Below are 21,110 nucleotides of genomic sequence, written 5' to 3'. Positions count from 1 at the left end.
CCATCGGGAACAAACCCCCGGCGGCGCTGATCAATCATGCTGGCGTCACCAGTCCGCCAGTGTGAAAAAGGCCGGAAAACTCTAGCCGGTAGTGGTCCAGACTTGGGTCTCAGAGCAAAAGCCGGAAAACTCTAGCCGGTAGTGGTCCAGACTTGGGTCTCAGAGCAAAAGGCCGGAAAACTCTAGCCGGTAGTGGTCCAGACTTGGGTCTCAGAGCACTAATCGAGAGAGTCTGCAAATTCATGGCCGGAATTCCGGGGGCTGGGTCACCTTCAGTCGATTGTAAGATTGAAGGACTATTAGGGCGAATTGACATCCTAATCACACCAAGCGGTCTCAACTAACCAGACGTGACTCCATAAAGACGTCGAGATCCACGCGCCGGTACTTCACCAGCCGGCCGAGCTTCACGTACGGTGGCCCCTCGCCGTCCACACGCCAACGCTCAAGCGTGACGGTGCTGATGCCGGTCAACTGTGCCGCCTGCCTCGTGTCCAGGTAAGGTGCCTGCGCAGCCGCCAGGGCGCGTTCGAGTCTCTCGATGATCTTCCATGCGGTGGAAGGTAGGGCCGTATCGGCCCGTCGTAACCCATCACTTGTAGGACAGCAGCCTCGCGGCGACGCGCTCGACGGCGTCCCGCATGTGTCCCTGCAGGTGCGCCCTAGTGACGTAGCCGAACGTGACGTCACCGCTGGCATGGTTCAGCAGCAGCTTCAGCGTGGCGTGGTCGACGCCTGCCTCCATCGCGTGGGTGCTGAAGTTGTGGCGCATGGCGTGCGGGTTGAACGGGAACGTCTTGGTGCGCTTGATGCCTGCGAGCGGCTTCGACAGGTCGCGGGGCGACGGGAACACGAACTCCGATCCGAGCTCGCGCAGCGCCTCGAGCTCGCCCAGCAGGTGGGCGCAGAGCGGCAGGCGGAACGACCGACCGCCCTTCGGGTGCGGGACAAGCAGGACGCCGTCCTCGATGTGCTCCCAGCGCATCGCCCTGACGTCGCCGCTCCTCAGGCCGGTGAGCAGCAGGGTCAGCCATGCCCCCCTCATGATCGGGCAGCCGACCGCCTCGAGGCTCCTCCACAGTCCCGGCATGTCCTCGGGCGCCACGGCGTCGTCCCTTCGCTGCTCCCTGTTGAACCGCACGGCGCGGCTCACGGGGTTCGGCGGCAGGTCGAATGACCTGGCGGCGTCGTTGTGCAGGGCGCGCAGCGTCCGCATCGCGCCGTTGGCGAGGTAGGGACCGGACCGCTGCGTGATCGTCTCGTGCAGCGCCCTCACCTCCTCCCTGCCGAGCAGGTCCATCGGCGTGTCCCTAAGGCTCCTGAGCGGGCCCTCGACGCACTGGCGGTAGAACTCCTTCGTCCTCGGCGTCAGGTCCTCACGGCTCAGGTAGCGGTCGAGCGCCTCCTGCAAGGTCGGCACGGTGCTCGCAGGCCGCCTCGGATCCTCGCCGCGCTTCAGCGCCAGCCGGACCTCCGCCGAGGCCGTCCTGGCCTGCCTGAGCGAGACCTCGTCGGCCCTGCCTATCGAGACGGTGACGTACCGCCCTCCCCGCCTGTTGATCCTGCCCAGGTGCTTGTAGGACCCGCCCCTGGAGCCCACCACGAGGCGCAGGCCCTTCGCCTCCGCATCGTAGAACTGGGTGCCGGCTTTCGCCTCCCTCAGCCACCTGTCGACCGCCGCCTGCTTGAACCTATCCGCCATCTTCCGAACCATCCTCCGGGTCATATTCCAGACCATGCGGCAGATACGGCTGCGCACGGCTCATTACGGCAAGAATGGCATCGTTACAAGGGCTTGCGAACCATCAATACGTGTACTGATGGCCCGATATGGTCCGTGTGCGGCGTTTAGGAATCTGTCGCTCTATCCTGCTGAGCTACGGGATCGGCCGGGCATTCCCCTAGCGGAAAAGCGCCCGGCTTTGAAGCGGAAATGCGAGTTTCAGGCATGCTCCAGCGCCTGGCGAAGGTCTGCGATCAGGTCCGGGGCCGCCTCGATGCCGACCGAAAAACGTACCAGGCCATCGGTAAAACCGATCCGCGCGCGGACATCTGCAGGCACAGCCGAATGCGTGGTGGAGCCCGGATGGCACATCAGGCTTTCCGTGCCGCCGAGGCTGACGGCGAGCTTGATCAGCTTGAGCTGGTCAAGCATGCGGAACGCCGCCTCCTTGCCGCCCTTCACATCGAATGAGAACGTGGCCCCGGCGGCTTCGCACTGTTCATCGAAAACCTTCCTCTGAGGATCGCCCACCTCCAGGAAGCCAGGATACATGACCTGCGCGACCTTCGGATGATCTTTCAGGAACTCGGCGCAGATGCGCGCATTGTCGAACGCCTTTTCCATCCGGAGACGGACGGTCTCCAGCGAGCGCGTCAGTAGCCAGCAGGAATGGGAATCCAGCATTGTGCCGAGATAGTTCCGCATACGGCGCACCTTGGTGAGGATGTCCTCATTGCCGGTGATGCCGCCCGCGATCAGGTCCGAATGCCCGCCGACATACTTCGTCAGCGAGTAGAGCGCGAGATCCGCGCCATGTTTCAGGGGCTTGTGGCCGATCGGTCCCATCATCGTGTTGTCGCACATCAGGATAGGGCGCCGGCCGGTCTCGGCCTCGAGCACGCCGGCGACGCGCGCGCAGGCAGCAATGTCGACGAGCGCATTTGTCGGGTTCGCGGGGGACTCGGTAAAGATCACCGAGATGGGACCAAACTGCGCGACAGCCGCACGGGCCGCCGCGAGGATCTGCTCCTCGGTTGACCAGGCGTCGAACTCGGCCGAGCGCACGCCCCATCCCGGGAGGAAGGAGCGTATGAACACCTCCGACGCGCCATAGAGCGGGCTTGAGTGCAGCACAGCCGTGCCGGGCTCCGCGCAGGCAAACAGCGCGGTGGTGATCGCCGACATGCCGGAGGAAAAGGCGAGCGCAGCTTCGCCCTCATCATACAGGGTCAACCGGTCTTCGAGCACTTCCATGTTGGGGTTGTTGAAGCGCGTATAGATGAGGTCAGCATCCTCCGGATCGCCCACCTCATGCCGGCCAGCGAGGCGGCGGAACAACGCCTCGCCATCCCGCGCAGAGCGGAAGGCGAAGGTGGACGTCATGAAGATCGGCGGCTTGATTGAGCCTTCCGACATGAAGGGATCATAGCCGAACCCCATGACGAGGGATTCAGGGCTCAGCGTATGCCCGGCAATCTCGCGCTTGCGATAGGGCTTGTCCGGTTTTGTCATGGGGGCCTCCTCCCGGCTGTCTTGTCGTTACGGAAGGCTTAGCGGGCACCGGCCTGCAATGGCAAGACGCATGGCTTGCGCGCGGCGCGGCGGGTAGTTCATATGCTTGCATGGATCTGATGCGGCGGGCGGCACTTTACATAGTCTCGGCGGGCTTTGCCGCCGCGCTGGCGGTCTCCGGCTGCTCGCGCGCATCCGATCCCTTCGAGGAAATCGAGCGACTTGCAGCGGGTGAGACAGGCCGTGTCGTCCGCGTGATAGACGGAGACGCGCTTGTGCTGTCGACCGGGCAGAGCGTGCGGCTCATCGGCATCGAAGCCCCGGCAGGGCCTTCGCGCGGGCGCCCAGCCGAGCCAGGCTTTGAAGCGGCGAAGCGGATGCTGGAGGATATGTCGCTCGGCCGGGAGGTGCAGCTGCGCTATGCAGGCCTGACGCGGGATCGTTATGACCGCGCCCTCGCCCATCTCATCACGGTGGATGATCTCGGCCCCAAACTGTGGCTGAACGCCGAGATGGTTCGCCGGGGCGGCGCCCGGGTGCGGGTCTATCCGGATACGGCTGATGCGAGCGCGCCGCTGGTTGCTTTGGAGCAGGCTGCCCGCGAAACCCGCGTTGGCCTGTGGGCACGCAATGAATGGGCGATTACGGATGCCAGCCAGTTGCCCGACCGGTTTGGCGGTTTCCAGCTTGTCCTCGCAACGACATCGGGGATGCAGGGCTCTGACCAGCCGGGTTACTCATGCGACGTTCTGCTGGAGCGTTCAGTCCTGGTTCTGAACATCCGCCCATCCGCTGCAGAGCTCTGTCAGTTACCGCCGGATACGGAGGTTCTGGCGCGGGGGTTTGTGCGCGATCAGGGGATGGAAATATCCCACCCGCTGAATCTGCAGCGCCTGGACGAGCCCTGAAGGTCCGCAGCTCAGGCGTCAGGCATCAATCCGGCCGTGCCCGGATCACCTGCGATGCGCTCCAGCGCCTTGCGCAACTTGAGAAGCGCCTGATGCTCGATCTGGCGCACCCGCTCCTTGGAAACACCGAGTTCTTCGCCCAGCGCCTCAAGCGTCATGCCCTCATCCGCCAGCCGGCGGCGCGTGATGATATAGACTTCGCGCTCTGACAGGACGCCCATCGCCTCATTGATCCAGGAGCGGCGGCGTGCGCTGTCGCGCTCCTGCATCACCGCCTCTTCCGGCACGGCCGAGGTATCCGCGATCATGTCCTGCCATTCGCCGTCACCATCGATCGTCAGGGGCGCGTTGAGCGAGCGGTCGGACCCTGACAGCCTTGAGGCCATGGTTTCGACATCGCGCAGCGGCACGCCCAGATGGTCGGCCACCCATTGGCGGTTCTCCGGCGTCATGACACCGTCGCCCGTGTCGGAAATGCGAGCGCGCAGGCGGCGAAGATTGAAGAAAAGTGACTTCTGGGCAGATGTCGTCCCGGTGCGGACAATCGACCAGTTGCGCAGCACATAATCCTGGATCGAGGAACGGATCCACCAGCTCGCATAAGTCGAGAAACGTACTTCGCGCTCCGGCTCAAACCGGGCGGCGGCCTGCATAAGTCCGACATTGCCCTCCGACACCAGGTCGGCCATGGGCAGGCCGTAATGGCGAAACTTCGCGGCCATGGCGATGACAAGGCGCATATAAGCCGTAGTCAGCTCATGCAGGGCGGCCTCGTCATTATGTTCACGCCAGCGCCGCGCAAGATTGGCCTCGTGCACGGGATCGAGCAAAGGCGCCTTCATGGCGGATTTCACAAACATGCGGTCTGCAGAACTGGACGCAGCATAGGCGCTGGACATCTTGGTCTCCCTTGCCGATTGAAAGGTCTACGCAACAACGGGCCAAGCGGATCAGAAAATCCCCTTGAAGCTCCGGAAATTCGAACTAGCGCCCCGCGGCGTTGACGCTCAGGCAGCCGCGGGGCAAGGTCAGCAGGAACAATTCCGGAACACTCCTGATGACCGATCCCGCTCCCTCAGCATTGCCCAATCGGCGGGCTGCAGAAATCTGCCGGGGCACAATGCGCCTCTTGGGCAGCCTCGGTTACACCGGCATCACCGAAATGAGCCTCGCCAACTACCGGCGCGCGGACATTGCCGCGATCGGCCCCTCCGGCGACATCTGGATGATCGAGATCAAATCCGGGGTGCCTGACTTCAAATCCGACTCCAAATGGCCTGAATACCTCGATTATTGCGACCGGCTGTCCTTCGCTGTGGATGGAGACTTCCCGCAGGAGCTGATCCCACCTCAGGCTGGTCTGATCGTAGCGGATGCCTTCTTCGGCGCCGTGATCCGCGACGCGCCGGAGAGCAAATTGCCGCCCGCGCGCCGGAAGGCGGTGACCTTGCGTTTCGCGCGACTGGCGGCTGCCCGGCTTACGCTGGCAGGCGATACCGGCTGGACGCCGGGCGAGGACACGCTTACCTCGCCCCTGCCATGAGCCTTGCCTATCCCATTGCCCGCACCCTCGAAGAAGCCATCAAGCCCGGCGTGAAGTCGGCGCGCAGCCTGCGGGAGGCTGCCGCTGTCACAGGCGGACTGAAAGTTGACGGGTTGGAGACCAGCTGGCTCCACCTGCCCCCGGAAGAGGCCGACGCCCTGTTCCGCGCCATCAGCGCAGAAGGCCCGGCTGGGCACTTGCAGCGCTATGAGGATACGTCCGGCCACACCGTTCTCGCCGTCAGCTGGTGGAAGCTCGCCGACCCGTCAGCCCCGGCGAAACCGCTGAGCCCGGCATCGAAGCCAGCGCCAGCACGCGCCGCCGAGGGCGACCATACCGACGACCTCTATTTCCGGCGCGGCCGGACCAAGACCAGGCGGCGCCGGCCAGCTGACCCCAATCAGCTCGACCTGTTCAACGGCGAATAAAGCGTCAGAGACGCTCTTTCAGAACCGCCGCGACGCGCTCCGCCGTGATGCCGAAATGCTGGTAGAGCTTCTGATAGGGCGCGCTGGCGCCGAAGCTGTCCATGCCGACAAAGCCGCCGTCTGGCCCGATCCAGCGATCCCAGCCGAAGCGGACGCCCGCTTCAACCGCCACTTTCGGGAGACCCTTGCCCAGCGTTTCCGCCTGGTAGGCTGCATCCTGCTGGCCAAACAATTCCATCGACGGCATCGAGACAACGCGCACGCCGATCCCTTCGGCGGCAAGGTCCGCCTGGGCCTTGAGGGCGATCTCAACTTCCGAGCCCGTCGCGATCAGAACGCCGCGTTCCTTGCCCTTGGCAGGCGAGAGGACGTAAGCGCCGCGGGCGCTGAGGTTTTCTTCCTCATGGACCTTGCGGGCCGGCGCAAGGTTCTGCCGGGTCAACGCCATCGTGCTCGGCCCGTCAGAACGCGCGAGCGCAAGCTCCCAGCATTCTGCCGTCTCGACCCCATCCGCCGGGCGGAACACGACCATGCCGGGCATCGCGCGGAGGGACGCGACCTGTTCGACCGGCTGGTGAGTCGGGCCGTCTTCGCCGAGGCCGATGGAATCGTGGGTCATCACATGGATGACCTGCGTACCCATCAGCGCCCCAAGGCGGATCGCTGCGCGGCTATAGTCGGCAAAGACGAGGAACGTGCCGGAGTAGGGAATAATGCCGCCATGCAGCGCCATGCCGTTCATGGCTGCGGCCATGCCGTGCTCGCGAACGCCGTAATGCACGTAGCGCCCGCCCCAGCTCTTGGGCGTCATCGGCGCGGTGTGGCTGGTCTTGGTATTGTTGGAACCGGTCAGGTCGGCCGATCCGCCCACCATCTCCGGTACGAGGCCGGTAATCACTTCCAGCGCTTCGCCGCTCCAGACGCGGGTCGCCTTCGAGGCGCCGCCTTCAACCACGGCCTTCTTGTGCTTGCTGATCGCCTTGCCGAGATTCTTGGGCATCCGGCCCGTCATGGCGGCATTGAACTCAGCCTTCTTCGGGCTCGCCGCCAGGCACTTCTTCCAGGCGGCATGATCCTCAGCGCCGCGCTCGCCGGTTTTTGCCCATGCTTTCTCGATGGCTTCGGGCACTTCAAACGGGGCGTGCGGCCAGTTCAGCGATTTGCGGATACCTTCGATTTCCTCAGCGCCATAGGGGCCGCCATGTGCTTTGCCCGTCCCGGCGAGCTTCGGCGCACCGAAGCCGATGATGGTCTTCACCGCAAGGAAAACGGGCTTCTTCTGCTTCGTCGCCCATTTCAGGGCCGCCGTGACTTCTTTCTCGTCATGCCCGTCCACCTTTCGGCTGACCCAGCCGCTGGCCTCAAAACGGGCGCACTGGTCTGTCGAGTCAGACAGGTCGGTCGAGCCATCGATGGTGACAGCATTATCGTCAAACAGAACGATCAGCTTGGACAGCTTCATATGCCCGGCCAGCGTGATCGCCTCCTGGCTGACGCCCTCCATGAGGCACCCATCGCCCGCAATGACCCAGGTATGGTGGTCCACAAGGTCGTCGCCGAAGCGGGCATTCAGGTGCCGCTCCGCGATCGCCATGCCGACCGCTGTTGCAATCCCCTGCCCGAGGGGGCCGGTCGTCGTCTCGACACCCGGCGTCACGAAATTCTCGGGGTGTCCCGGCGTATTCGAACCGAGCTGCCGGAAATTGCGGATATCGTCCCGGCTGACCGAGGCATAGCCCGTCAGGTGCAGCAGCGAGTAGACCAGCATCGAGCCATGGCCGGCCGACAGCACGAACCGGTCACGATCAGGCCAGGCGGGATCTTTCGGGTCGAACTTCAGGAATTTCCGGAACAGGACCGTCGCAGCATCTGCCATCCCGAGCGGCAGGCCTACATGGCCCGACTTCGCCGCTTCCACCGCATCCATCGAAAGTGCGCGCACGGCGTTCGCCATGTCGCGGTTCGTGACAGCCATTCTGCTGATCTCCCGGATAATTCTGCCCGAGGGTCCTAGGCCAGACTCCTGCCGGGGCGTCAAGGTGCTTGGCGGCCAGAAGCATTCCAGATACTCCAAAAGAACGATGAACCGGATCGACTCAGCCGCCGACAGGCTGGATGCAGCCCTGAAACGCCTCGAAGCGGCGCTGGAGACCCATTTGTCGCGAGCCGCCGACCCGGACGCAGCGCGCGCGGAAATCGACGCCCTGATAGAAGACCGGGCAAATCTGGCGGCCGAGCTGGATTCGGCTCTTGCCCGGGAAAAGGAGCTGCAGGCGCTCGCCGACGAGGCGAGCGAGGCATTGGGGCACGCCATCAGGGAGGTTCGCGCCGCCCTCGAGCCAGGGGACGAGCCCCCTCATGGCTAAGGCCGACATCCAGATCCAGGGCAGGCGCTTCTCGATTGCCTGCGCACCGGGTCAGGAATCGCGCGTCTCGAAACTCGGCGAACAACTCGATGCCCGCCTGTCGGGCATTGCCTCAGCGGTTGGCGACATTGGTGAAGAGCGCCTTCTGCTGATTGCAGCCCTTGCACTTCTCGATGAGCTCGACGCAGCCAAACGGCTTGGACAGGGACACCCAGGCGGGGCGCAGGCCGAAGCACGCTTGCTTGCGATGGCCGCACGGATCGATGCACTTGCGAACCGGCTGGAGGACGGCCTGTAAAGCCAGCCCGCGACCCGATGCAGCAGGACAAACCCGCCGCCCCGGCGTTAAACAGGGCGCCAAGGTTCCAGATGAAAGGCATCCCGCGATGCAATCCGCCCTGATCATTGGTTTTTATGTGGCACTGGCCGCGATCGTTATCGTTCTGGCGCTCGGGATCGCCAATCTCGCCCGCCGGGATGCGAACCAGCCGAGCCGGTCGAACCAGCTCATGCGGATGCGCGTCATCTTCCAGGCAGTAGCGATTGCACTTCTGGTACTCATCGGCATCGTTACCGGCGCAATCAAGCTCGGCTTTGGCGGCTAGGCGGGAGACGGTCTCATGGTTCGCCTCGACAAGATCTACACGCGGGCCGGAGATGGGGGCCATACCAGCCTCTCGACCGGTGAGCCGATTGCCAAATGGCACCCGCGGGTTGCCTCCTATGGCACAGTCGATGAGCTCAATGCAGCGCTCGGTGTGGCGGCGCTGGAAGCGCAGGGCGAAATGCTCGGCGCGATCCGGCGGATCCAGAACGACCTTTTCGATCTGGGCGCCGATCTTGCGACGCCCGAGCGCGGCCGTGTCCTGGAATGGACACCGCTGAGGATCATCGCCTCTCAGGTCAGCCGGCTGGAGCAGGAGATCGACGCGATGAATGCCGCGATCCCCCCGCTCGACAGTTTCATCCTGCCGGGCGGCTCCCGGCTTGCCGCGCAGCTGCATGTCGCGCGCACCCTCTGCCGGCGCGCCGAACGCGCGATTGCAGAGCTGGCGTCGCATGAAAACGAACCGGTCAATCCTCAGGCGCTCGCCTTCATAAACCGCCTGTCTGACTGGCTGTTCGTGGCCGGGCGCGCTGCCAACAACAATGGTGCAGATGACGTCAAATGGGTGCCCGGCGCCAATCGCTGAAGCCTGCAGCCAGCATCAGAACCTTTCGAGCAGGCGGCGGAGATAGTCGCGCTCTTCCTCATCCGATGCTTCGCCATACCGCCGGCGGAGTTCGTTGAGGATTTCCCTCGCGCGCTGGCGCTCGGCCTCGGACGGAATCTCGACCCCTTCGCCATCATTGCCTGCGCCCATCAGGGGACGCCCGAAGGGATCGTTCGACGACTCGCCCTGCTCGCCAAGCCGGGCAGCGCGAAGCTCGTCGAGCTGCGATGCGAGGTCACGTGAGAGCTGCGACAGCATTTGCGTCGCCCGCTCCTGATCCGCAAGCGCGCGGGCTTCGTTGCCCGAATTGAGCGCCCTTTCGGCGCGGCGCTGCGCCTCGCGGATGGCTTCCAGGACTTCTGTGAAGTTCTGGCTTCCCTGTCCCGTCTCGCCCTGGCGGCCCCGTTCAGCCTGCTGGCGGCCAAACTCCTCGACCATCTGGCCGAGGCGGCCCTGCCGCTCAGCGAGGGTGCCGCTGCGGTCAGGACCTGTCTGGCCGGGCTCGGTGTCCGTTCCCTCACCGTCCTGTGGCGGACCACCTTCGCCGGACGATCCTTGCTGCCCGCGCCGCTCTTCTCCGCGCTGCTGGGCGAGCGTGTCATCATTCAGCTGGCGCTGCTCGCGCAGCAATTCCGACAGGCGCCGCATCGCATCCGTCATTTCCTGCTCTTCAGGCGGCAGATCGCTCTCCTCGCCGTCCGCCTGCTGGCCGGGCATCCCGGGCATTCCGTCGCCCTGTCCCTGCCCGCGCTGGAACTCAAGGTTCTGCAGCAGATTGGTGATATCCGACAGCAGCTGGCGCGCCTGCTCGGTCGCCCCGGTCTCGGTGAGATCCTGCAGTGCGTTCAGCATGTCCTCGAAGTCTGACCCGCCCATGCTGCGGTTTGCCGCCTGCGCTGCGCTGTCCTGCTGGTCGCTGGGAGCATCGAGGCCTTGCGCGAAAGCCTCGGCCATCCTGGCCGCCAGATATTCATTGGCTGCGTCCCGGAAAGCCTGCATCAGGCGGCGGATTTCATCCTCGGACGCCCCATCCCGCAAAGCCCGCTCGAGCGCGGCGCGGGCGGCTTCAAGCCGCGCCCGGGCATCCGCGACGCTGCCATATTCGAGCTTCAGCGCAATGGACCAGAGCAGGGTTTCAACCCCGTCAGCCTCTGCCTTCGTTGTCGCTGACTGCAGGTGGCCGAGCGCCATCCGCAGGCCCATGAACGCCCCGAGATCCGGCACGAACAAATCCCCGCGATAGGTGATGGAATCGAGCATCAAGGCGGCCTGACGGATCCCGTCCGGGGCGAGGTGCAGCCGCCCGGACGCTTCGCTGTTGATCGCTTCGGGTGTCAGCGCAGCCGCATTCCGGGGCAAGGGTTCATACTCACGCGGTTCGCGCAACACAGTCAGGCGCGCTTCCTGAGCGGCGCGCGCGAGCGGATCCAGCATCAGCTTTTCCGGCAGGATGAACGGCACGGTCTCGCTGCGGCCCTCCTGGCCAGCGCCGTCCACCGCATTCAATGTGAGTTCCACGGCAAGCCCGGCCCACTTATGGCGTGTCAGGTCGAGCTGCGCAGCGGCAGCCATCTCGCGTTCGCCACCGGCCGCCGGCATCGGAATAGACACCCGGTCTTCGGCATCGAGTGCCGACGGATGCGGATCACGCAACCGGATCGAGAGGGCGACCCCGACGACGCCGTAGTCGTCCGAGGCCTGCCACCGGAACTCTACCTGGTCCCGCGCACCCGGCGCGGGCAGCGATACAAACTCGATCGCGGGCGCTTCGTCCGGTTCGACCGTAAAGGCCCAGCCCGCACGCTCGCCCCACCAGTGAACGCTGAGGCGCCCGGAACCTCTCACAATGACTTTCGCCTCATAAGCGCCATCCGGCATTTTCATGAACCGGCCGGATAGAGGTTCGTCGCCCCTCAGGCGATATCGGGGAGCGGATGCAGCCTGAGTTCGTAAAGTGACTTCAGACCCGATCGGGATCCTGACTGAATCAGTCCCCGCTTGAAGGAAAATCGGGGCGCGCCCGGTATAGTCCGGCGGAGTGACCCAGGCCTCGACAACCATCCTGTCGGCACCGGCAAGCGCCCCCACATCCGGCATAAATGCCTGAGACAGCCTGCCCGGCGCCGCCGGCCCGGCCAGCAGGGCGAGTACCAGGACAAGCGCCGGAAGCACGAAGCGCAGGTGATACTTGTCCAGCGCCCGCCACTCAGCCGCGAGGGACGGAGGCCGCAGATTCCGCAACTCAGCGAGCAGGCGCGCTCGGTGGGTCTGCCAGAGGGATGCAGGCACAGGACCGCTCGCCACAGGCCGGTCCATCAGAGAGCTGATCGGCCTGAGCTCTGACTGCTGGTCCAGCAGTTGCCGGACTTCTGCATCTTGCGGCAGCTGGAACCGGCGCCAGCCATACAGCGCCAGGCCTGCGCCAAGCAGCAGCAGTGGCAACAGGATCGCCGTGCGAAGGAATGGGCTCAGCGGCGTAAAAACACCGGCAAGTGCCAGCGCGAGGAAGCCGGAAACGAACACAAAGACGGGCCACCCGGCCCGGCCGATCGCAAGGAAAAGAAGCCGGCGGCGGGTCGCCGCGAGCTTTGCTCCCAGCGCGTTCAGGCCTTCGTCCTGATCCAATCGGGCACCTCTTCAAGCCGTATCATGTCCTCAAAGTCTGGCCGGCGCCGCACAACGCTGTAGCGGTCACCATGGACCAGGACTTCAGGGACCAATGGACGGGCATTGTAGGCCGAAGACAACACAGCGCCATAGGCCCCTGCAGACATGAAGGCGAGCCGGTCGCCCGGCTGCACTTCAGGCAAATCCCGCCCGGTGGCGAATTTGTCAGTCGACTCGCAGATCGGCCCAACCACGTCATATGACTTATAAGCGGAGTTCGCCGCCGGTTCGGCGAGCGGCAGGATCTCATGATGCGCGCCATAGAGCGCAGGGCGCATCAGGTCGTTCATGCCTGCGTCCACAATCAGGAAAGTACGGTCGGGAGCCTGTTTCTCATAGAGCGCCGTTGTGAGCAGGACGCCCGCATTGCCCGCAATCACCCGGCCGGGTTCAAGGATCACTTCAAAACCGTGACCGGCGGTCGCCTCAGCAATCATCGCCGCATAATCGGCGGGAGGCGCAGGCGAATCCGAGCTGCGATAGGGAATCCCGAGCCCGCCGCCCACATCAATCCGAGTGATTGCGTGCCCCTGCGCTCTCAGTCTCAGTGCAAGGCCGACGACTTTTTCGAATGCGGCACGCATCGGCGCGAGTTCGCCAATCTGACTGCCGATGTGAACGTCTACGCCGACCACCCTGATCCCAGGGAGGCGGCCTGCCTCATCATACAGCGCCTCAGCTTCGGTCCAGGGGACACCGAACTTGTCGCCTGCCTTTCCCGTCGAAATGTTCGGATGCCCGCCAGCCGCGACATCGGGGTTGACCCGGAGCGCCACAGGAGCGGCAAGGCCAAGGCCGGCCGCGACCCTCGAGAGCAGCTTCAACTCGCCCGCGCTCTCCACATTGAACTGGTGGATGCCGGCCTCCAGCGCGAGTTTCATCTCCGCTGCCGTCTTACCGACACCGGAGAACACGATGCGTGAGGCCGGGATGCCTGCCGTTAGCGCCCGCTGCATTTCGCCGCCGCTGACCACATCCGCCCCGCAGCCTTCAGCGGCGAGCGTCGCAAGGACAGCCAGATTCCCGTTCGCCTTGACCGAATAGGCGATCAGCACGTCCTGGCCGCGAAACGCTTCCTTCAGGACGTTCGCATGGCGCACGAAGGTGGCAGTAGAATAGACATAGACAGGTGTGCCGATCTCATCCGCGATCCGGTCGAGATCGATCCCCTCACAGTGGAGGCGGCCTTCGGCATAGTAAAAATGGTGCATCGTGGCTCCGGATCAGGAAAGGTCTTCGAGGCCTTCTGCGGTAACTGTCCCGGTGGGCACGCTCAGGGGCACTTCCCCGCCCCACTCGTTCAGCATGGGTGTATCCGGATCCGGCGGTTCGGGCACTTCGATTGTCTCATATTCGTCAGCCACCTCTTCAGCCACTTCAGGCATCGGCGGCGGGGCCGTCTGGCAGGCTGAACCGATCAGTGCAATGCTCCCCAACAGGATGAGCGGCCCAAACGGCTTCACAGGGCGCCTCCGGGGCCGCCGAGCAGTTCGTCCTCAGCGCCCTGATCGGAGGTTGCCGGCTGGCGGGCTGGCAATTGCGGCAGGTCGCGGTCGCGCTCCTCCGGCAATGTCGCCGGATCAACCTCGCCGGCAGGACGTCCGAACAGCGGGTCAGGCCGCTGGAGATCGCCCGTGAGTCCGCAAGCGGAGAGGGAAGCTGCCATAAAGCCAGCCGCAATGAGCGCAGGTGTCCGGGTCATTCGCATTACTCACTCCAGTCGAAGTCTCTGCTGCCATTGTGCCACCTGTTCGGCCACCCGAACAGGGCTTGTTGCGCCGTATGACATACGGGACGCAGCGGATGCCTCAACCGTCAGTACGCCAAGGACATCCGGCGTGATGTCTGCGTGAACGCCCTGCATGTCCGCGACCGGCAGGTCTGCAAGGTCGCATCCCCGGGCTTCGGCGAGCGCGACGATCCGGCCCGTGACGTGGTGGGCCTCGCGAAATGGCAGGCCCAGCTCCCGCACAAGCCAGTCTGCGAGGTCGGTCGCCGTGGAGAAGCCCTTGGCTGCAGCGGCCCGCATCGTGTCAGTGTTAAAGGTGATCGTCTCGATCATGCCGGTCATTGCCCGGGCACACAGGTCAAACGTGTCGAACGCCTCAAAGGTCAGGCGTTTGTCGTCCTGCAAATCCTTTGCATAGGTCAGCGGCAGGGCCTTCACCGCGCCCTGGAGGGCGAGGAAATGCCCGGTGATGAGTGCGGATTTGGCCCGCACCAGCTCGGCTGCGTCCGGGTTGCGCTTCTGCGGCATGATCGAGGACCCGGTCGACCAGGCATCGCTCAGCAGTGCGAACGCAAACTGCGGGCTGGTCCAGAGAACAATCTCCTCAGCGAGACGCGAAAGATGCGTCGCCGCGATCGACAGGGCTGCCAGGGCTTCGAGCGCAAAGTCCCTTGCTGAAACCGCATCCATCGAATTCGCCATCGGCCGGGCAAATCCGAGCGCTTCGGCAGTCATGTCCCGGTCAATGGGGAAACTCGTACCGGCGAGAGCGGCGGCCCCCAGCGGGCACTCGTTGAGACGCACGGCGCAGTCCAGAATCCGCGAACGGTCACGCTCCAGCATCTCCACATAAGCGAGAAGATGGTGCCCGAGGGTCACAGGCTGCGCTGTTTGCAGGTGCGTGAAGCCCGGCATGATGCTCGCGGCATGTTCCCCTGCCCGGCGAACCAGCGCGGCCTGGAGCGCTGTCACGAGCGCGCCGGTGCGTTCCAGCGCCCGCCGCGTCCATAGACGGAAGTCGGTCACAACCTGATCATTGCGGGAGCGGGCTGTGTGCAGACGCCCTGCCGGCTCGCCGATCAGCTCCTTCAACCGCGCTTCAACATTCATATGAATGTCTTCAAGCTCGCGGCGGAAGGGGAAGGTTCCGTCCCGCAGCTCCTCCATCACCTGGTCGAGCCCGGTCTGGATGGCGCTGTTATCGTCGGCCGTCAGGATTGCCATTTCAGCCAGCATGTCGGCATGGGCGCGGCTTCCGGCGACATCCTCTTCGGCCATGCGCCGGTCGATATCGAGCGACGCGTTGATTTCCTCCATGATCGCGGACGGTGTCGCGGCAAAACGCCCGCCCCACATCATCTGGCCTTTGCCGTCTGCCATAGGCATATCCTCAATTGTCAGTTTTGCGCAGGTGAGGCCGCCAATGACCCGCTACGCTTTTCTCGGGCTCTTCTTGGTCGGGCTTGCAGCTATTGTCTATGTGCTGATCAGCGCATCCTCCGGAAACACTGGAAGTAACCGGCTGGAACGGTATGCCACGGGTGAAATGCAGGCGCTGAGTTTCGCCTCTATGGGCCAGCCTGCCCCCGGCGGGACCTTCATTGACGCGGACGGCGAATTGCGGGGGCTCGACAGCCTGCGGGGGCGCACGATCCTCGTGAATTACTGGGCCACCTGGTGCGGCCCGTGCGAGAAGGAAATGCCTGCCCTCGGCGCCCTCCAGACAGCCCGGGGAGGCGACGCGTTCGAAGTTGTCGCCCTCAGCGTCGACGCCCGCGATGAAGGAGACTATGCCCGCCGCCGCCTGGCCGAGCTTGGGGCAGCGAACATCCGGTTCCGCCACGCGCCGCTCGATCAGGGGGAAGTTGTCTACGGCGCGGGCGTGCGGGGCTTTCCGACAACAATACTTTATGGACCGGACGGGCTCGAGATCGCCCGGCTCGAAGGGGACGCCGACTGGGCGTCTCTGGAGGCGGTCCAGTTCATAGACGCTGCTTTGAGGCTAGCCGGCGAGCGCTGACCTGATCCGCAGGAACTGCTCGACCATCTGGGCGTCCGGGGCGGGAACGGAAGTGGCCACCGGCCCGGCGGCCGGCCACATCATGACCAACATGCGCAGCTCCGTTATCAGGGCCCTGTCCGCCTCCGGATCCAGGCCCGACGCCGTTTCGAGGGCGAGCACGGCCAGGCCATAGGACGTCTGGTAGTCCAGCGGGCGCCGGATCTGGCCAGATGCGACGCCTGCATCGAACGTTTCTGCGCACAGGCGCACGAGGAAGCCAATCACCTCCCGGGCCTCTGCGCCCCGGGCCTGAATTGCGCCGAGCGATGTGTCGGCCTCTGCCACCACAGCAGCAAAGCCGTCGGGGTTCTCACCGCCAGTCTGGAGAGCGGCGCGCAGCGCCTCCATCACCTCGGGGTCAAGACCCGCCGCCATCATGTCAGAGGGCGCCGCGTCATAAACCGCCAGGGCTGCCTCAAGCAGCGCTGTTGCGCCCTCAGCTTCCTGCCCCGCGCCATTGAGAGCCTGAGCCGCGATCAATCGGGCCCGTATCAGCGCCGCACGCTGGTCCTCCGGCCAGGCCCTTACCCGAACGGTCTCAACACCCTCTGCAGTGGCCGCTGCGCCGCCGCGATACGGCTCCCCGCGCGGTACAGGCTCGTCGCAGCCAGCCACGGCCGACGACAGCGCAATACACAGAATGAAACCCGGCAGGCGCAGCGTTTGTCCTCACTCGGCAGTCACACACCGCGACGCTAGCGGGTCAGAGAGGAAATTCAAACCGCCTTGTCTGGCCCGCGTCAGAGAGAAGCGGCGCGCGGCAGCGGCGTCCGGCGGACAGGCGTGCACCAGTCGGGCTTCGGTTCGCGGCTATCAGAATTCCAAACCTTGTGCATGCCGGACTCGACCAGCATCTCGCCGACATCCCTGCCATCAAGGGAGAGCCGGAGCACATTTCGACCGTACCTGTCCCGGGAGACGATTTCCGTGACCACAACCTGCCGGCCGCGCGTCAGCTCAACGGCGGCCGCCTTCGCGTCGTACCCAAGCTCCCGCTCGGCCTCGCACTTCGCGCCGCCGCGCTGGGTGGTGGCGCCTGTCTCGGGAGCGTCGATACCGTGCAACCGGAAACGCGTGCCATCCGACAACCGGCCAGAGGATCCATCAGACCAGTAAACCGTGCCCCCAAGTTCGGTAGAGGCCTGCGCCGTCTCGCTCGCAAACCTTGCCCCGAGCGCGGATATGAGGATGAACACCAGAATCCCGGCAACGGGTATGATGCGCATGCGGACAGACATTACTCAGCCTCCGGACTACCCCGGAGGCACGCTGCCCCATTTCTGTTAACCAGCCGTTTACGCCGAAGTGCAGAACAGGCAGATCACAAACAATTCTGCTGCGCCTGTTTACCCGGCCTTCTCACCGGCTCGGCACAGGCTCATCGCCGGAATAGTCGTAAAAGCCCTTACCGGATTTTCGCCCAAGCCAGCCAGCCTCAACGAACTTAACAAGCAGCGGACACGGACGGTATTTGGTGTCCGCGAGGCCATCGTGCAGCACCTGCATGATCGACAGGCATGTATCGAGGCCGATGAAGTCTGCCAGCTGCAACGGGCCCATCGGATGGTTTGCACCGAGCTTCATGGCGGTATCAATCGAGTGCACCGAGCCGACGCCTTCATACAGCGTGTAGACCGCCTCATTGATCATGGGCATCAGGATCCGGTTGACGATGAAGGCGGGATAATCCTCCGCATTGGTCGTCGTCTTGCCGATGGCCCGGGTGTAAGCAATGGCCGCCTCATAGGTTTCCTGATTGGTGTTCAGGCCGCGGATGACCTCGACCAGCTTCATCAGCGGAACCGGGTTCATGAAGTGGAGGCCGATGAACCGTTCAGGTCTGTCGGTCACCGAGGCGAGGCGGGTAATCGATATCGAGGACGTGTTCGTCGCAAGGAACGTATGGGCCGGCACGATTTCGGAGAGTGTCCGGAAAATCTGCTCCTTGATTTCCCGCTGCTCAGTTGCCGCTTCGATAACAAGATCGGCGGCTTCCTGGGCTTTCACGGAGGTCGAGGTGCGCACACGCTTCAGCGCCGACTGCATGTCCTCGAGGGTGATCATCTCCCGGGACACCTGACGCGCCATGTTGCGCTCAATGGTCTCCATGCCGGCCTTCAGCGCCGCTTCGGAAATGTCTGTCATTATGACATCATATCCGGCCAGCGCCGTCACATGCGCGATGCCGTTGCCCATCTGGCCTGCACCCACAACGCCCACAGTTCGAATGGCGGTCATGCTCGTATCACCCTGAAATCCTTGAAGGGGAAAGGTTATACGCCATTGTGCAGTGCGTCAAAGCGCTCAACGCAGGGCCGCATGCCTAGGCAGCCGGTTCCGCTGGCGGCACTTTTATGACCCTTGTGATCACAAATGCGAACACACCCACAAAGCTGAGCAAGCTGCCCGCGATCGCCCCGAGCGGCGTGAAGACAGCAACAACGCCTGTGATGGCAGCCAGCAGCACATGCGCCCGAAATCGCCAGATAGACTGGCGAGTCATCGCCAGTTCGGTTTCGTTCAGTTCGAGGACATCGGCCTTCGTGACTGCGTGGGCATACATGAGGCTGATCACGAGATAGATGAGGCCGTAACCCAGCGCAAAATAGCCCATGATTATGCCCGCGCGCGGGAAATCGACCCCGGCTGCTTCGAGCCAGGTCCGGTCGCCGCTCAGGCTGAGGATAAACCCGAAGAGGCTGTCGAAGATGAAGCGCAGGGGATAGGCCACGAACAGCACGAGCAGCAACAGCACACAGTTCAGGAAGATCACATAGCTGTCCCCTACCCCATACCGCCGGAAATAGGTGAAGTGGGCATTCCAGATTGCGACGAGCAGGATGAACCCGGCGGCGACGGGTATGATTGTCAGGAGGTGCTGCGTGAGCTCGTTGAACGTCTGGGGCCCGCTGGCGGACGACACCAGCATCCCGAATGCCAGCGCGAATACAATGTCCGACAGGTTCTCAATCCGGGTGACTGCCCCGCCGCGCCACCGGAAACGGGGATCATGATCGAGTTCCCGGATAGCGGCGTCACGGATCATGAACTTCCCCTGCCTTGACCACAGCAATATGCGGTCAATTCACCTCCGCGATCAACTGCGCAGACCCCAATGAAAAGCCCCGGCACCTTGCGGGACCGGGGCTTCAAAAAATGAGCGCCAAAAGCCGCTCAGAGCGCGCCGGTCAGCTCCGGCACAGCATTGAACAGGTCCGCCACGAGGCCGTAATCAGCCACCTGGAAGATCGGGGCTTCCTCGTCCTTGTTGATCGCGACGATGATCTTGGAGTCTTTCATGCCGGCAAGGTGCTGGATCGCACCGGAGATGCCGACAGCGATGTAAAGCTCAGGCGCCACGATCTTGCCGGTCTGGCCGACCTGATAGTCGTTCGGGGCATAACCTGCATCCACAGCGGCGCGCGAAGCGCCCACGGCTGCGCCCAGCTTGTCGGCGAGCGGGAAGATCAGCTCCTGGAACTTCTCGGACGAGCCCAGCGCACGGCCACCGGAAACGACCCGCTTTGCACCGGCCAGCTCCGGACGGTCGGACTTGACCATCTCTTCCGAGACGAACTCTGACTTCGTCTGCGCCGCCGGAGCCGCCACATCCTCAACCGAGGCCGAGCCATCCGTGCCAGCCGCTGGAAACGCCGTGCCGCGGACGGTGATGACCTTTTTCGCATCCGACGACTTCACTGTCATGATCGCGTTGCCGGCATAGATCGGGCGCACGAAGGTCGAGGCGTCCACCACTTCGACAATCTCCGAGAGCTGCATCACATCGAGCTTGGCTGCGATGCGCGGGGCAATGTTCTTGCCGGTCGTCGTCGCCGGGATGAACACTGCGTCATAGCCCGCCATCAGCGGCACAACGAGCGCTTCCATGGCTTCGGCGGTCTGCTTGCGCAGGCTCTCGCCTTCGGCTTTCAGCACTTTGCGGACCCCGGAGATCTTGGCCGCCTCCGGCGCAACCGGGCCAGCATTCTCGCCCGCGACGAGCACATCGACATCGCCGCCGAATTTCGATGCAGCGGTGACGACCTTGTGGGTCGCGTCAGACAGTGCGCCGTGGTGATGTTCTGCAATGACGAGGACAGCCATCAGACAGCTCCCGCAGTTTTGAGTTTGGACACAAGCGTCGCGACGTCTTCAACCTTGATGCCGGCGCTGCGCACAGCCGGTTCGGTGACCTTCACGACAGTGAGGCGCGGGGTGATGTCGACGCCGTAAGTCTCGGGAGACTTTTCCGCGATCTCTTTCTTCTTCGCCTTCATGATGTTCGGCAGGGACGCATAGCGCGGCTCGTTGAGGCGGAGGTCCACGGTCACAATCGCCGGCAGCGAGAGCGCGACGGTCTGGAGGCCGCCATCGACTTCGCGGGTGACGTTCAGCTTGTCGCCGGACTTTTCGATCTTGTAGGCGAAGGTGCCCTGCGGCCAGTCCAGCAGCGCGGCCAGCATCTGGCCGGTCTGGTTGGAATCGTCATCAATGGCCTGTTTGCCGAGGATCACGAGGTCGGGCTTTTCTTCCTCGACGACCTTTGCGAGGAGCTTTGCGACCGCGAGCGGTTCGACGGTCGCATCCGTCTTGATCAGGATGCCGCGGTCAGCGCCCATGGCGAGGGCAGTGCGGATCGTTTCCTGAGCCTGCTGCGGCCCGATGGAGACCGCCACGATCTCGGTCGCGACCCCGGCTTCCTTCATCCGGACAGCCTCTTCGACCGAAATCTCGTCGAAGGGGTTCATCGACATCTTGACGTTGGCGAGATCGACGCCGGTCTGGTCCGATTTGACGCGGACCTTCACATTGTAATCGATCACGCGCTTGACGGGCACGAGGACCTTCATGCGGGCGCTCCCTGAGTGTTTATCGTTCTGGCAGTTAAACCTGCCCTGTCCCTAGCTTTGCAGCGCAGCAGACGCAAGGCTTGACGCTTACGTCAGGGTCAATTTGGC

Annotated in this window: 24 protein-coding genes; 8 read left to right on the top strand and 16 right to left on the bottom strand. The window is 63.9% G+C overall.

The genetic code is table 11. The annotated features are described in order from the left end of the window. Positions 1–336: 336 nt before the first annotated feature. From ACK4SV_RS09115 to ACK4SV_RS09105, 3 genes are all read right to left on the bottom strand, one after another. Positions 337–699 (bottom strand): helix-turn-helix transcriptional regulator, encoded by a 363-nt coding sequence (locus tag ACK4SV_RS09115; RefSeq protein WP_409917510.1) that lies wholly within the window; start codon positions 697–699, stop codon positions 337–339. Continuing rightward, positions 593–1,702, bottom strand: a complete 1,110-nt coding sequence (locus ACK4SV_RS09110; protein WP_409917509.1) for a tyrosine-type recombinase/integrase — start codon at positions 1,700–1,702, stop codon at positions 593–595. The genes ACK4SV_RS09115 and ACK4SV_RS09110 overlap by 107 nt, the downstream gene beginning before the upstream one ends. A 240-nt stretch (positions 1,703–1,942) precedes the next feature. Beyond that, the gene (locus tag ACK4SV_RS09105; protein WP_409917508.1) at positions 1,943–3,235 is read right to left on the bottom strand and encodes a cystathionine gamma-synthase family protein; all 1,293 of its coding nucleotides are present in this window, start codon (positions 3,233–3,235) and stop codon (positions 1,943–1,945) included. A 110-nt stretch (positions 3,236–3,345) separates the two neighbouring features. On the opposite strand from ACK4SV_RS09105, the gene ACK4SV_RS09100 reads away from it, so the two are divergent. Beyond that, entirely contained in the window at positions 3,346–4,143 is a 798-nt protein-coding gene (locus tag ACK4SV_RS09100; RefSeq protein ID WP_409917507.1) for a thermonuclease family protein, read from the top strand. An 11-nt stretch (positions 4,144–4,154) separates the two neighbouring features. Here ACK4SV_RS09100 and ACK4SV_RS09095 read toward each other — a convergent pair whose 3' ends face one another. After that, positions 4,155–5,042 (bottom strand): RNA polymerase factor sigma-32, encoded by an 888-nt coding sequence (locus ACK4SV_RS09095; protein WP_409917506.1) that lies wholly within the window; start codon positions 5,040–5,042, stop codon positions 4,155–4,157. A gap of 158 nt (positions 5,043–5,200) precedes the next feature. On the opposite strand from ACK4SV_RS09095, the gene ACK4SV_RS09090 reads away from it, so the two are divergent. Both ACK4SV_RS09090 and ACK4SV_RS09085 read left to right on the top strand, forming a co-directional pair. After that, positions 5,201–5,686, top strand: coding sequence for an MmcB family DNA repair protein (locus ACK4SV_RS09090; protein ID WP_409917505.1), 486 nt, complete (start codon positions 5,201–5,203; stop codon positions 5,684–5,686). Then, a complete protein-coding gene (locus tag ACK4SV_RS09085) occupies positions 5,683–6,114 on the top strand; it encodes a hypothetical protein (protein WP_409917504.1) in 432 nt (143 codons plus the stop codon). Before ACK4SV_RS09090 ends, ACK4SV_RS09085 begins: the two co-directional genes overlap by 4 nt. Before the next feature lie 4 nt (positions 6,115–6,118). Here ACK4SV_RS09085 and tkt read toward each other — a convergent pair whose 3' ends face one another. After that, the gene (gene tkt / locus ACK4SV_RS09080; RefSeq protein WP_409917503.1) at positions 6,119–8,089 is read right to left on the bottom strand and encodes a transketolase; all 1,971 of its coding nucleotides are present in this window, start codon (positions 8,087–8,089) and stop codon (positions 6,119–6,121) included. A gap of 106 nt (positions 8,090–8,195) precedes the next feature. Between tkt and ACK4SV_RS09075 the strand changes: the two genes are divergently transcribed. The 4 genes from ACK4SV_RS09075 to ACK4SV_RS09060 all read left to right on the top strand — a co-directional run bounded on the left by ACK4SV_RS09075 (position 8,196) and on the right by ACK4SV_RS09060 (position 9,673). Beyond that, positions 8,196–8,480 carry a DUF4164 family protein gene (locus ACK4SV_RS09075; protein WP_409917502.1) on the top strand — a complete coding sequence of 95 codons (285 nt, stop codon included), beginning with the start codon at positions 8,196–8,198 and terminating at the stop codon, positions 8,478–8,480. Continuing rightward, positions 8,473–8,778 (top strand): cell division protein ZapA, encoded by a 306-nt coding sequence (locus tag ACK4SV_RS09070; protein WP_409917501.1) that lies wholly within the window; start codon positions 8,473–8,475, stop codon positions 8,776–8,778. Before ACK4SV_RS09075 ends, ACK4SV_RS09070 begins: the two co-directional genes overlap by 8 nt. Before the next feature lie 88 nt (positions 8,779–8,866). Then, complete coding sequence (locus tag ACK4SV_RS09065) at positions 8,867–9,085, top strand: twin transmembrane helix small protein (RefSeq protein ID WP_409917500.1); 219 nt, start codon at positions 8,867–8,869, stop codon at positions 9,083–9,085. A 15-nt stretch (positions 9,086–9,100) separates the two neighbouring features. Further along, entirely contained in the window at positions 9,101–9,673 is a 573-nt protein-coding gene (locus tag ACK4SV_RS09060) for a cob(I)yrinic acid a,c-diamide adenosyltransferase (RefSeq protein ID WP_409917499.1), read from the top strand. A 15-nt stretch (positions 9,674–9,688) separates the two neighbouring features. On the opposite strand, the gene ACK4SV_RS09055 is transcribed toward ACK4SV_RS09060, so the two are convergent. Genes ACK4SV_RS09055 through argH form a run of 5 tightly spaced genes read right to left on the bottom strand, consistent with a single transcriptional unit; the run spans position 9,689 to position 15,470 of the window. Beyond that, positions 9,689–12,319, bottom strand: coding sequence for a DUF4175 domain-containing protein (locus ACK4SV_RS09055; RefSeq protein ID WP_409917498.1), 2,631 nt, complete (start codon positions 12,317–12,319; stop codon positions 9,689–9,691). Continuing rightward, positions 12,298–13,572, bottom strand: a complete 1,275-nt coding sequence (gene lysA, locus ACK4SV_RS09050; RefSeq protein WP_409917497.1) for a diaminopimelate decarboxylase — start codon at positions 13,570–13,572, stop codon at positions 12,298–12,300. Before lysA ends, ACK4SV_RS09055 begins: the two co-directional genes overlap by 22 nt. 12 nt (positions 13,573–13,584) lie before the next feature. After that, entirely contained in the window at positions 13,585–13,824 is a 240-nt protein-coding gene (locus tag ACK4SV_RS09045) for a hypothetical protein (protein WP_409917496.1), read from the bottom strand. Beyond that, positions 13,821–14,063 (bottom strand): LPS translocon maturation chaperone LptM, encoded by a 243-nt coding sequence (lptM, locus tag ACK4SV_RS09040; RefSeq protein WP_409917495.1) that lies wholly within the window; start codon positions 14,061–14,063, stop codon positions 13,821–13,823. Before lptM ends, ACK4SV_RS09045 begins: the two co-directional genes overlap by 4 nt. Before the next feature lie 9 nt (positions 14,064–14,072). After that, entirely contained in the window at positions 14,073–15,470 is a 1,398-nt protein-coding gene (gene argH, locus ACK4SV_RS09035; protein WP_409917494.1) for an argininosuccinate lyase, read from the bottom strand. Positions 15,471–15,513: 43 nt separating this feature from the next. Between argH and ACK4SV_RS09030 the strand changes: the two genes are divergently transcribed. Further along, positions 15,514–16,110: a TlpA family protein disulfide reductase gene (locus ACK4SV_RS09030; protein ID WP_409917493.1), complete on the top strand. Its 597-nt coding sequence runs from the start codon at positions 15,514–15,516 to the stop codon at positions 16,108–16,110. On the opposite strand, the gene ACK4SV_RS09025 is transcribed toward ACK4SV_RS09030, so the two are convergent. The 6 genes from ACK4SV_RS09025 to ACK4SV_RS09000 all read right to left on the bottom strand — a co-directional run bounded on the left by ACK4SV_RS09025 (position 16,093) and on the right by ACK4SV_RS09000 (position 21,002). Beyond that, positions 16,093–16,632 (bottom strand): hypothetical protein, encoded by a 540-nt coding sequence (locus ACK4SV_RS09025; protein WP_409917492.1) that lies wholly within the window; start codon positions 16,630–16,632, stop codon positions 16,093–16,095. The genes ACK4SV_RS09030 and ACK4SV_RS09025 overlap by 18 nt on opposite strands. 260 nt (positions 16,633–16,892) lie before the next feature. Continuing rightward, positions 16,893–17,390 carry a thermonuclease family protein gene (locus ACK4SV_RS09020; protein WP_409917491.1) on the bottom strand — a complete coding sequence of 166 codons (498 nt, stop codon included), beginning with the start codon at positions 17,388–17,390 and terminating at the stop codon, positions 16,893–16,895. Between the two features lie 121 nt (positions 17,391–17,511). After that, positions 17,512–18,390, bottom strand: a complete 879-nt coding sequence (locus ACK4SV_RS09015; protein ID WP_409917490.1) for a 3-hydroxybutyryl-CoA dehydrogenase — start codon at positions 18,388–18,390, stop codon at positions 17,512–17,514. Positions 18,391–18,475: 85 nt separating this feature from the next. Further along, positions 18,476–19,198 carry a TMEM175 family protein gene (locus ACK4SV_RS09010; RefSeq protein WP_409917489.1) on the bottom strand — a complete coding sequence of 241 codons (723 nt, stop codon included), beginning with the start codon at positions 19,196–19,198 and terminating at the stop codon, positions 18,476–18,478. A 128-nt stretch (positions 19,199–19,326) separates the two neighbouring features. After that, positions 19,327–20,256 (bottom strand): electron transfer flavoprotein subunit alpha/FixB family protein, encoded by a 930-nt coding sequence (locus ACK4SV_RS09005; protein ID WP_409917488.1) that lies wholly within the window; start codon positions 20,254–20,256, stop codon positions 19,327–19,329. Then, positions 20,256–21,002, bottom strand: coding sequence for an electron transfer flavoprotein subunit beta/FixA family protein (locus ACK4SV_RS09000; RefSeq protein ID WP_409917487.1), 747 nt, complete (start codon positions 21,000–21,002; stop codon positions 20,256–20,258). Before ACK4SV_RS09000 ends, ACK4SV_RS09005 begins: the two co-directional genes overlap by 1 nt. Positions 21,003–21,110 lie beyond the last annotated feature (108 nt).

The sequence above is a fragment of the Hyphomonas sp. genome (assembly GCF_046313735.1).
Classification (GTDB): domain Bacteria; phylum Pseudomonadota; class Alphaproteobacteria; order Caulobacterales; family Hyphomonadaceae; genus Hyphomonas.
This window is presented reverse-complemented; position numbering and strand designations above follow the sequence as displayed.

Excerpts from the sequence above, each read along its gene's own strand:
- ACK4SV_RS09095 (WP_409917506.1), bottom strand. The coding sequence starts at position 5,042 with ATGTCCAGCGCCTATGCTGCGTCCAGTTCTGCAGACCGCATGTTTGTG.
- ACK4SV_RS09010 (WP_409917489.1), bottom strand. The coding sequence starts at position 19,198 with ATGATCCGTGACGCCGCTATCCGGGAACTCGATCATGATCCCCGTTTC.
- ACK4SV_RS09030 (WP_409917493.1), top strand. The coding sequence starts at position 15,514 with ATGACCCGCTACGCTTTTCTCGGGCTCTTCTTGGTCGGGCTTGCAGCT.
- ACK4SV_RS09115 (WP_409917510.1), bottom strand. The coding sequence starts at position 699 with ATGCCAGCGGTGACGTCACGTTCGGCTACGTCACTAGGGCGCACCTGC.
- ACK4SV_RS09015 (WP_409917490.1), bottom strand. The coding sequence starts at position 18,390 with ATGACCGCCATTCGAACTGTGGGCGTTGTGGGTGCAGGCCAGATGGGC.
- ACK4SV_RS09085 (WP_409917504.1), top strand. The coding sequence starts at position 5,683 with ATGAGCCTTGCCTATCCCATTGCCCGCACCCTCGAAGAAGCCATCAAG.
- ACK4SV_RS09020 (WP_409917491.1), bottom strand. The coding sequence starts at position 17,390 with ATGTCTGTCCGCATGCGCATCATACCCGTTGCCGGGATTCTGGTGTTC.
- lysA (WP_409917497.1), bottom strand. The coding sequence starts at position 13,572 with ATGCACCATTTTTACTATGCCGAAGGCCGCCTCCACTGTGAGGGGATC.
- tkt (WP_409917503.1), bottom strand. The coding sequence starts at position 8,089 with ATGGCTGTCACGAACCGCGACATGGCGAACGCCGTGCGCGCACTTTCG.
- ACK4SV_RS09090 (WP_409917505.1), top strand. The coding sequence starts at position 5,201 with ATGACCGATCCCGCTCCCTCAGCATTGCCCAATCGGCGGGCTGCAGAA.
- argH (WP_409917494.1), bottom strand. The coding sequence starts at position 15,470 with ATGGCAGACGGCAAAGGCCAGATGATGTGGGGCGGGCGTTTTGCCGCG.
- lptM (WP_409917495.1), bottom strand. The coding sequence starts at position 14,063 with ATGACCCGGACACCTGCGCTCATTGCGGCTGGCTTTATGGCAGCTTCC.
- ACK4SV_RS09075 (WP_409917502.1), top strand. The coding sequence starts at position 8,196 with ATGAACCGGATCGACTCAGCCGCCGACAGGCTGGATGCAGCCCTGAAA.
- ACK4SV_RS09070 (WP_409917501.1), top strand. The coding sequence starts at position 8,473 with ATGGCTAAGGCCGACATCCAGATCCAGGGCAGGCGCTTCTCGATTGCC.
- ACK4SV_RS09100 (WP_409917507.1), top strand. The coding sequence starts at position 3,346 with ATGGATCTGATGCGGCGGGCGGCACTTTACATAGTCTCGGCGGGCTTT.
- ACK4SV_RS09105 (WP_409917508.1), bottom strand. The coding sequence starts at position 3,235 with ATGACAAAACCGGACAAGCCCTATCGCAAGCGCGAGATTGCCGGGCAT.
- ACK4SV_RS09065 (WP_409917500.1), top strand. The coding sequence starts at position 8,867 with ATGCAATCCGCCCTGATCATTGGTTTTTATGTGGCACTGGCCGCGATC.
- ACK4SV_RS09060 (WP_409917499.1), top strand. The coding sequence starts at position 9,101 with ATGGTTCGCCTCGACAAGATCTACACGCGGGCCGGAGATGGGGGCCAT.
- ACK4SV_RS09000 (WP_409917487.1), bottom strand. The coding sequence starts at position 21,002 with ATGAAGGTCCTCGTGCCCGTCAAGCGCGTGATCGATTACAATGTGAAG.
- ACK4SV_RS09110 (WP_409917509.1), bottom strand. The coding sequence starts at position 1,702 with ATGGCGGATAGGTTCAAGCAGGCGGCGGTCGACAGGTGGCTGAGGGAG.
- ACK4SV_RS09005 (WP_409917488.1), bottom strand. The coding sequence starts at position 20,256 with ATGGCTGTCCTCGTCATTGCAGAACATCACCACGGCGCACTGTCTGAC.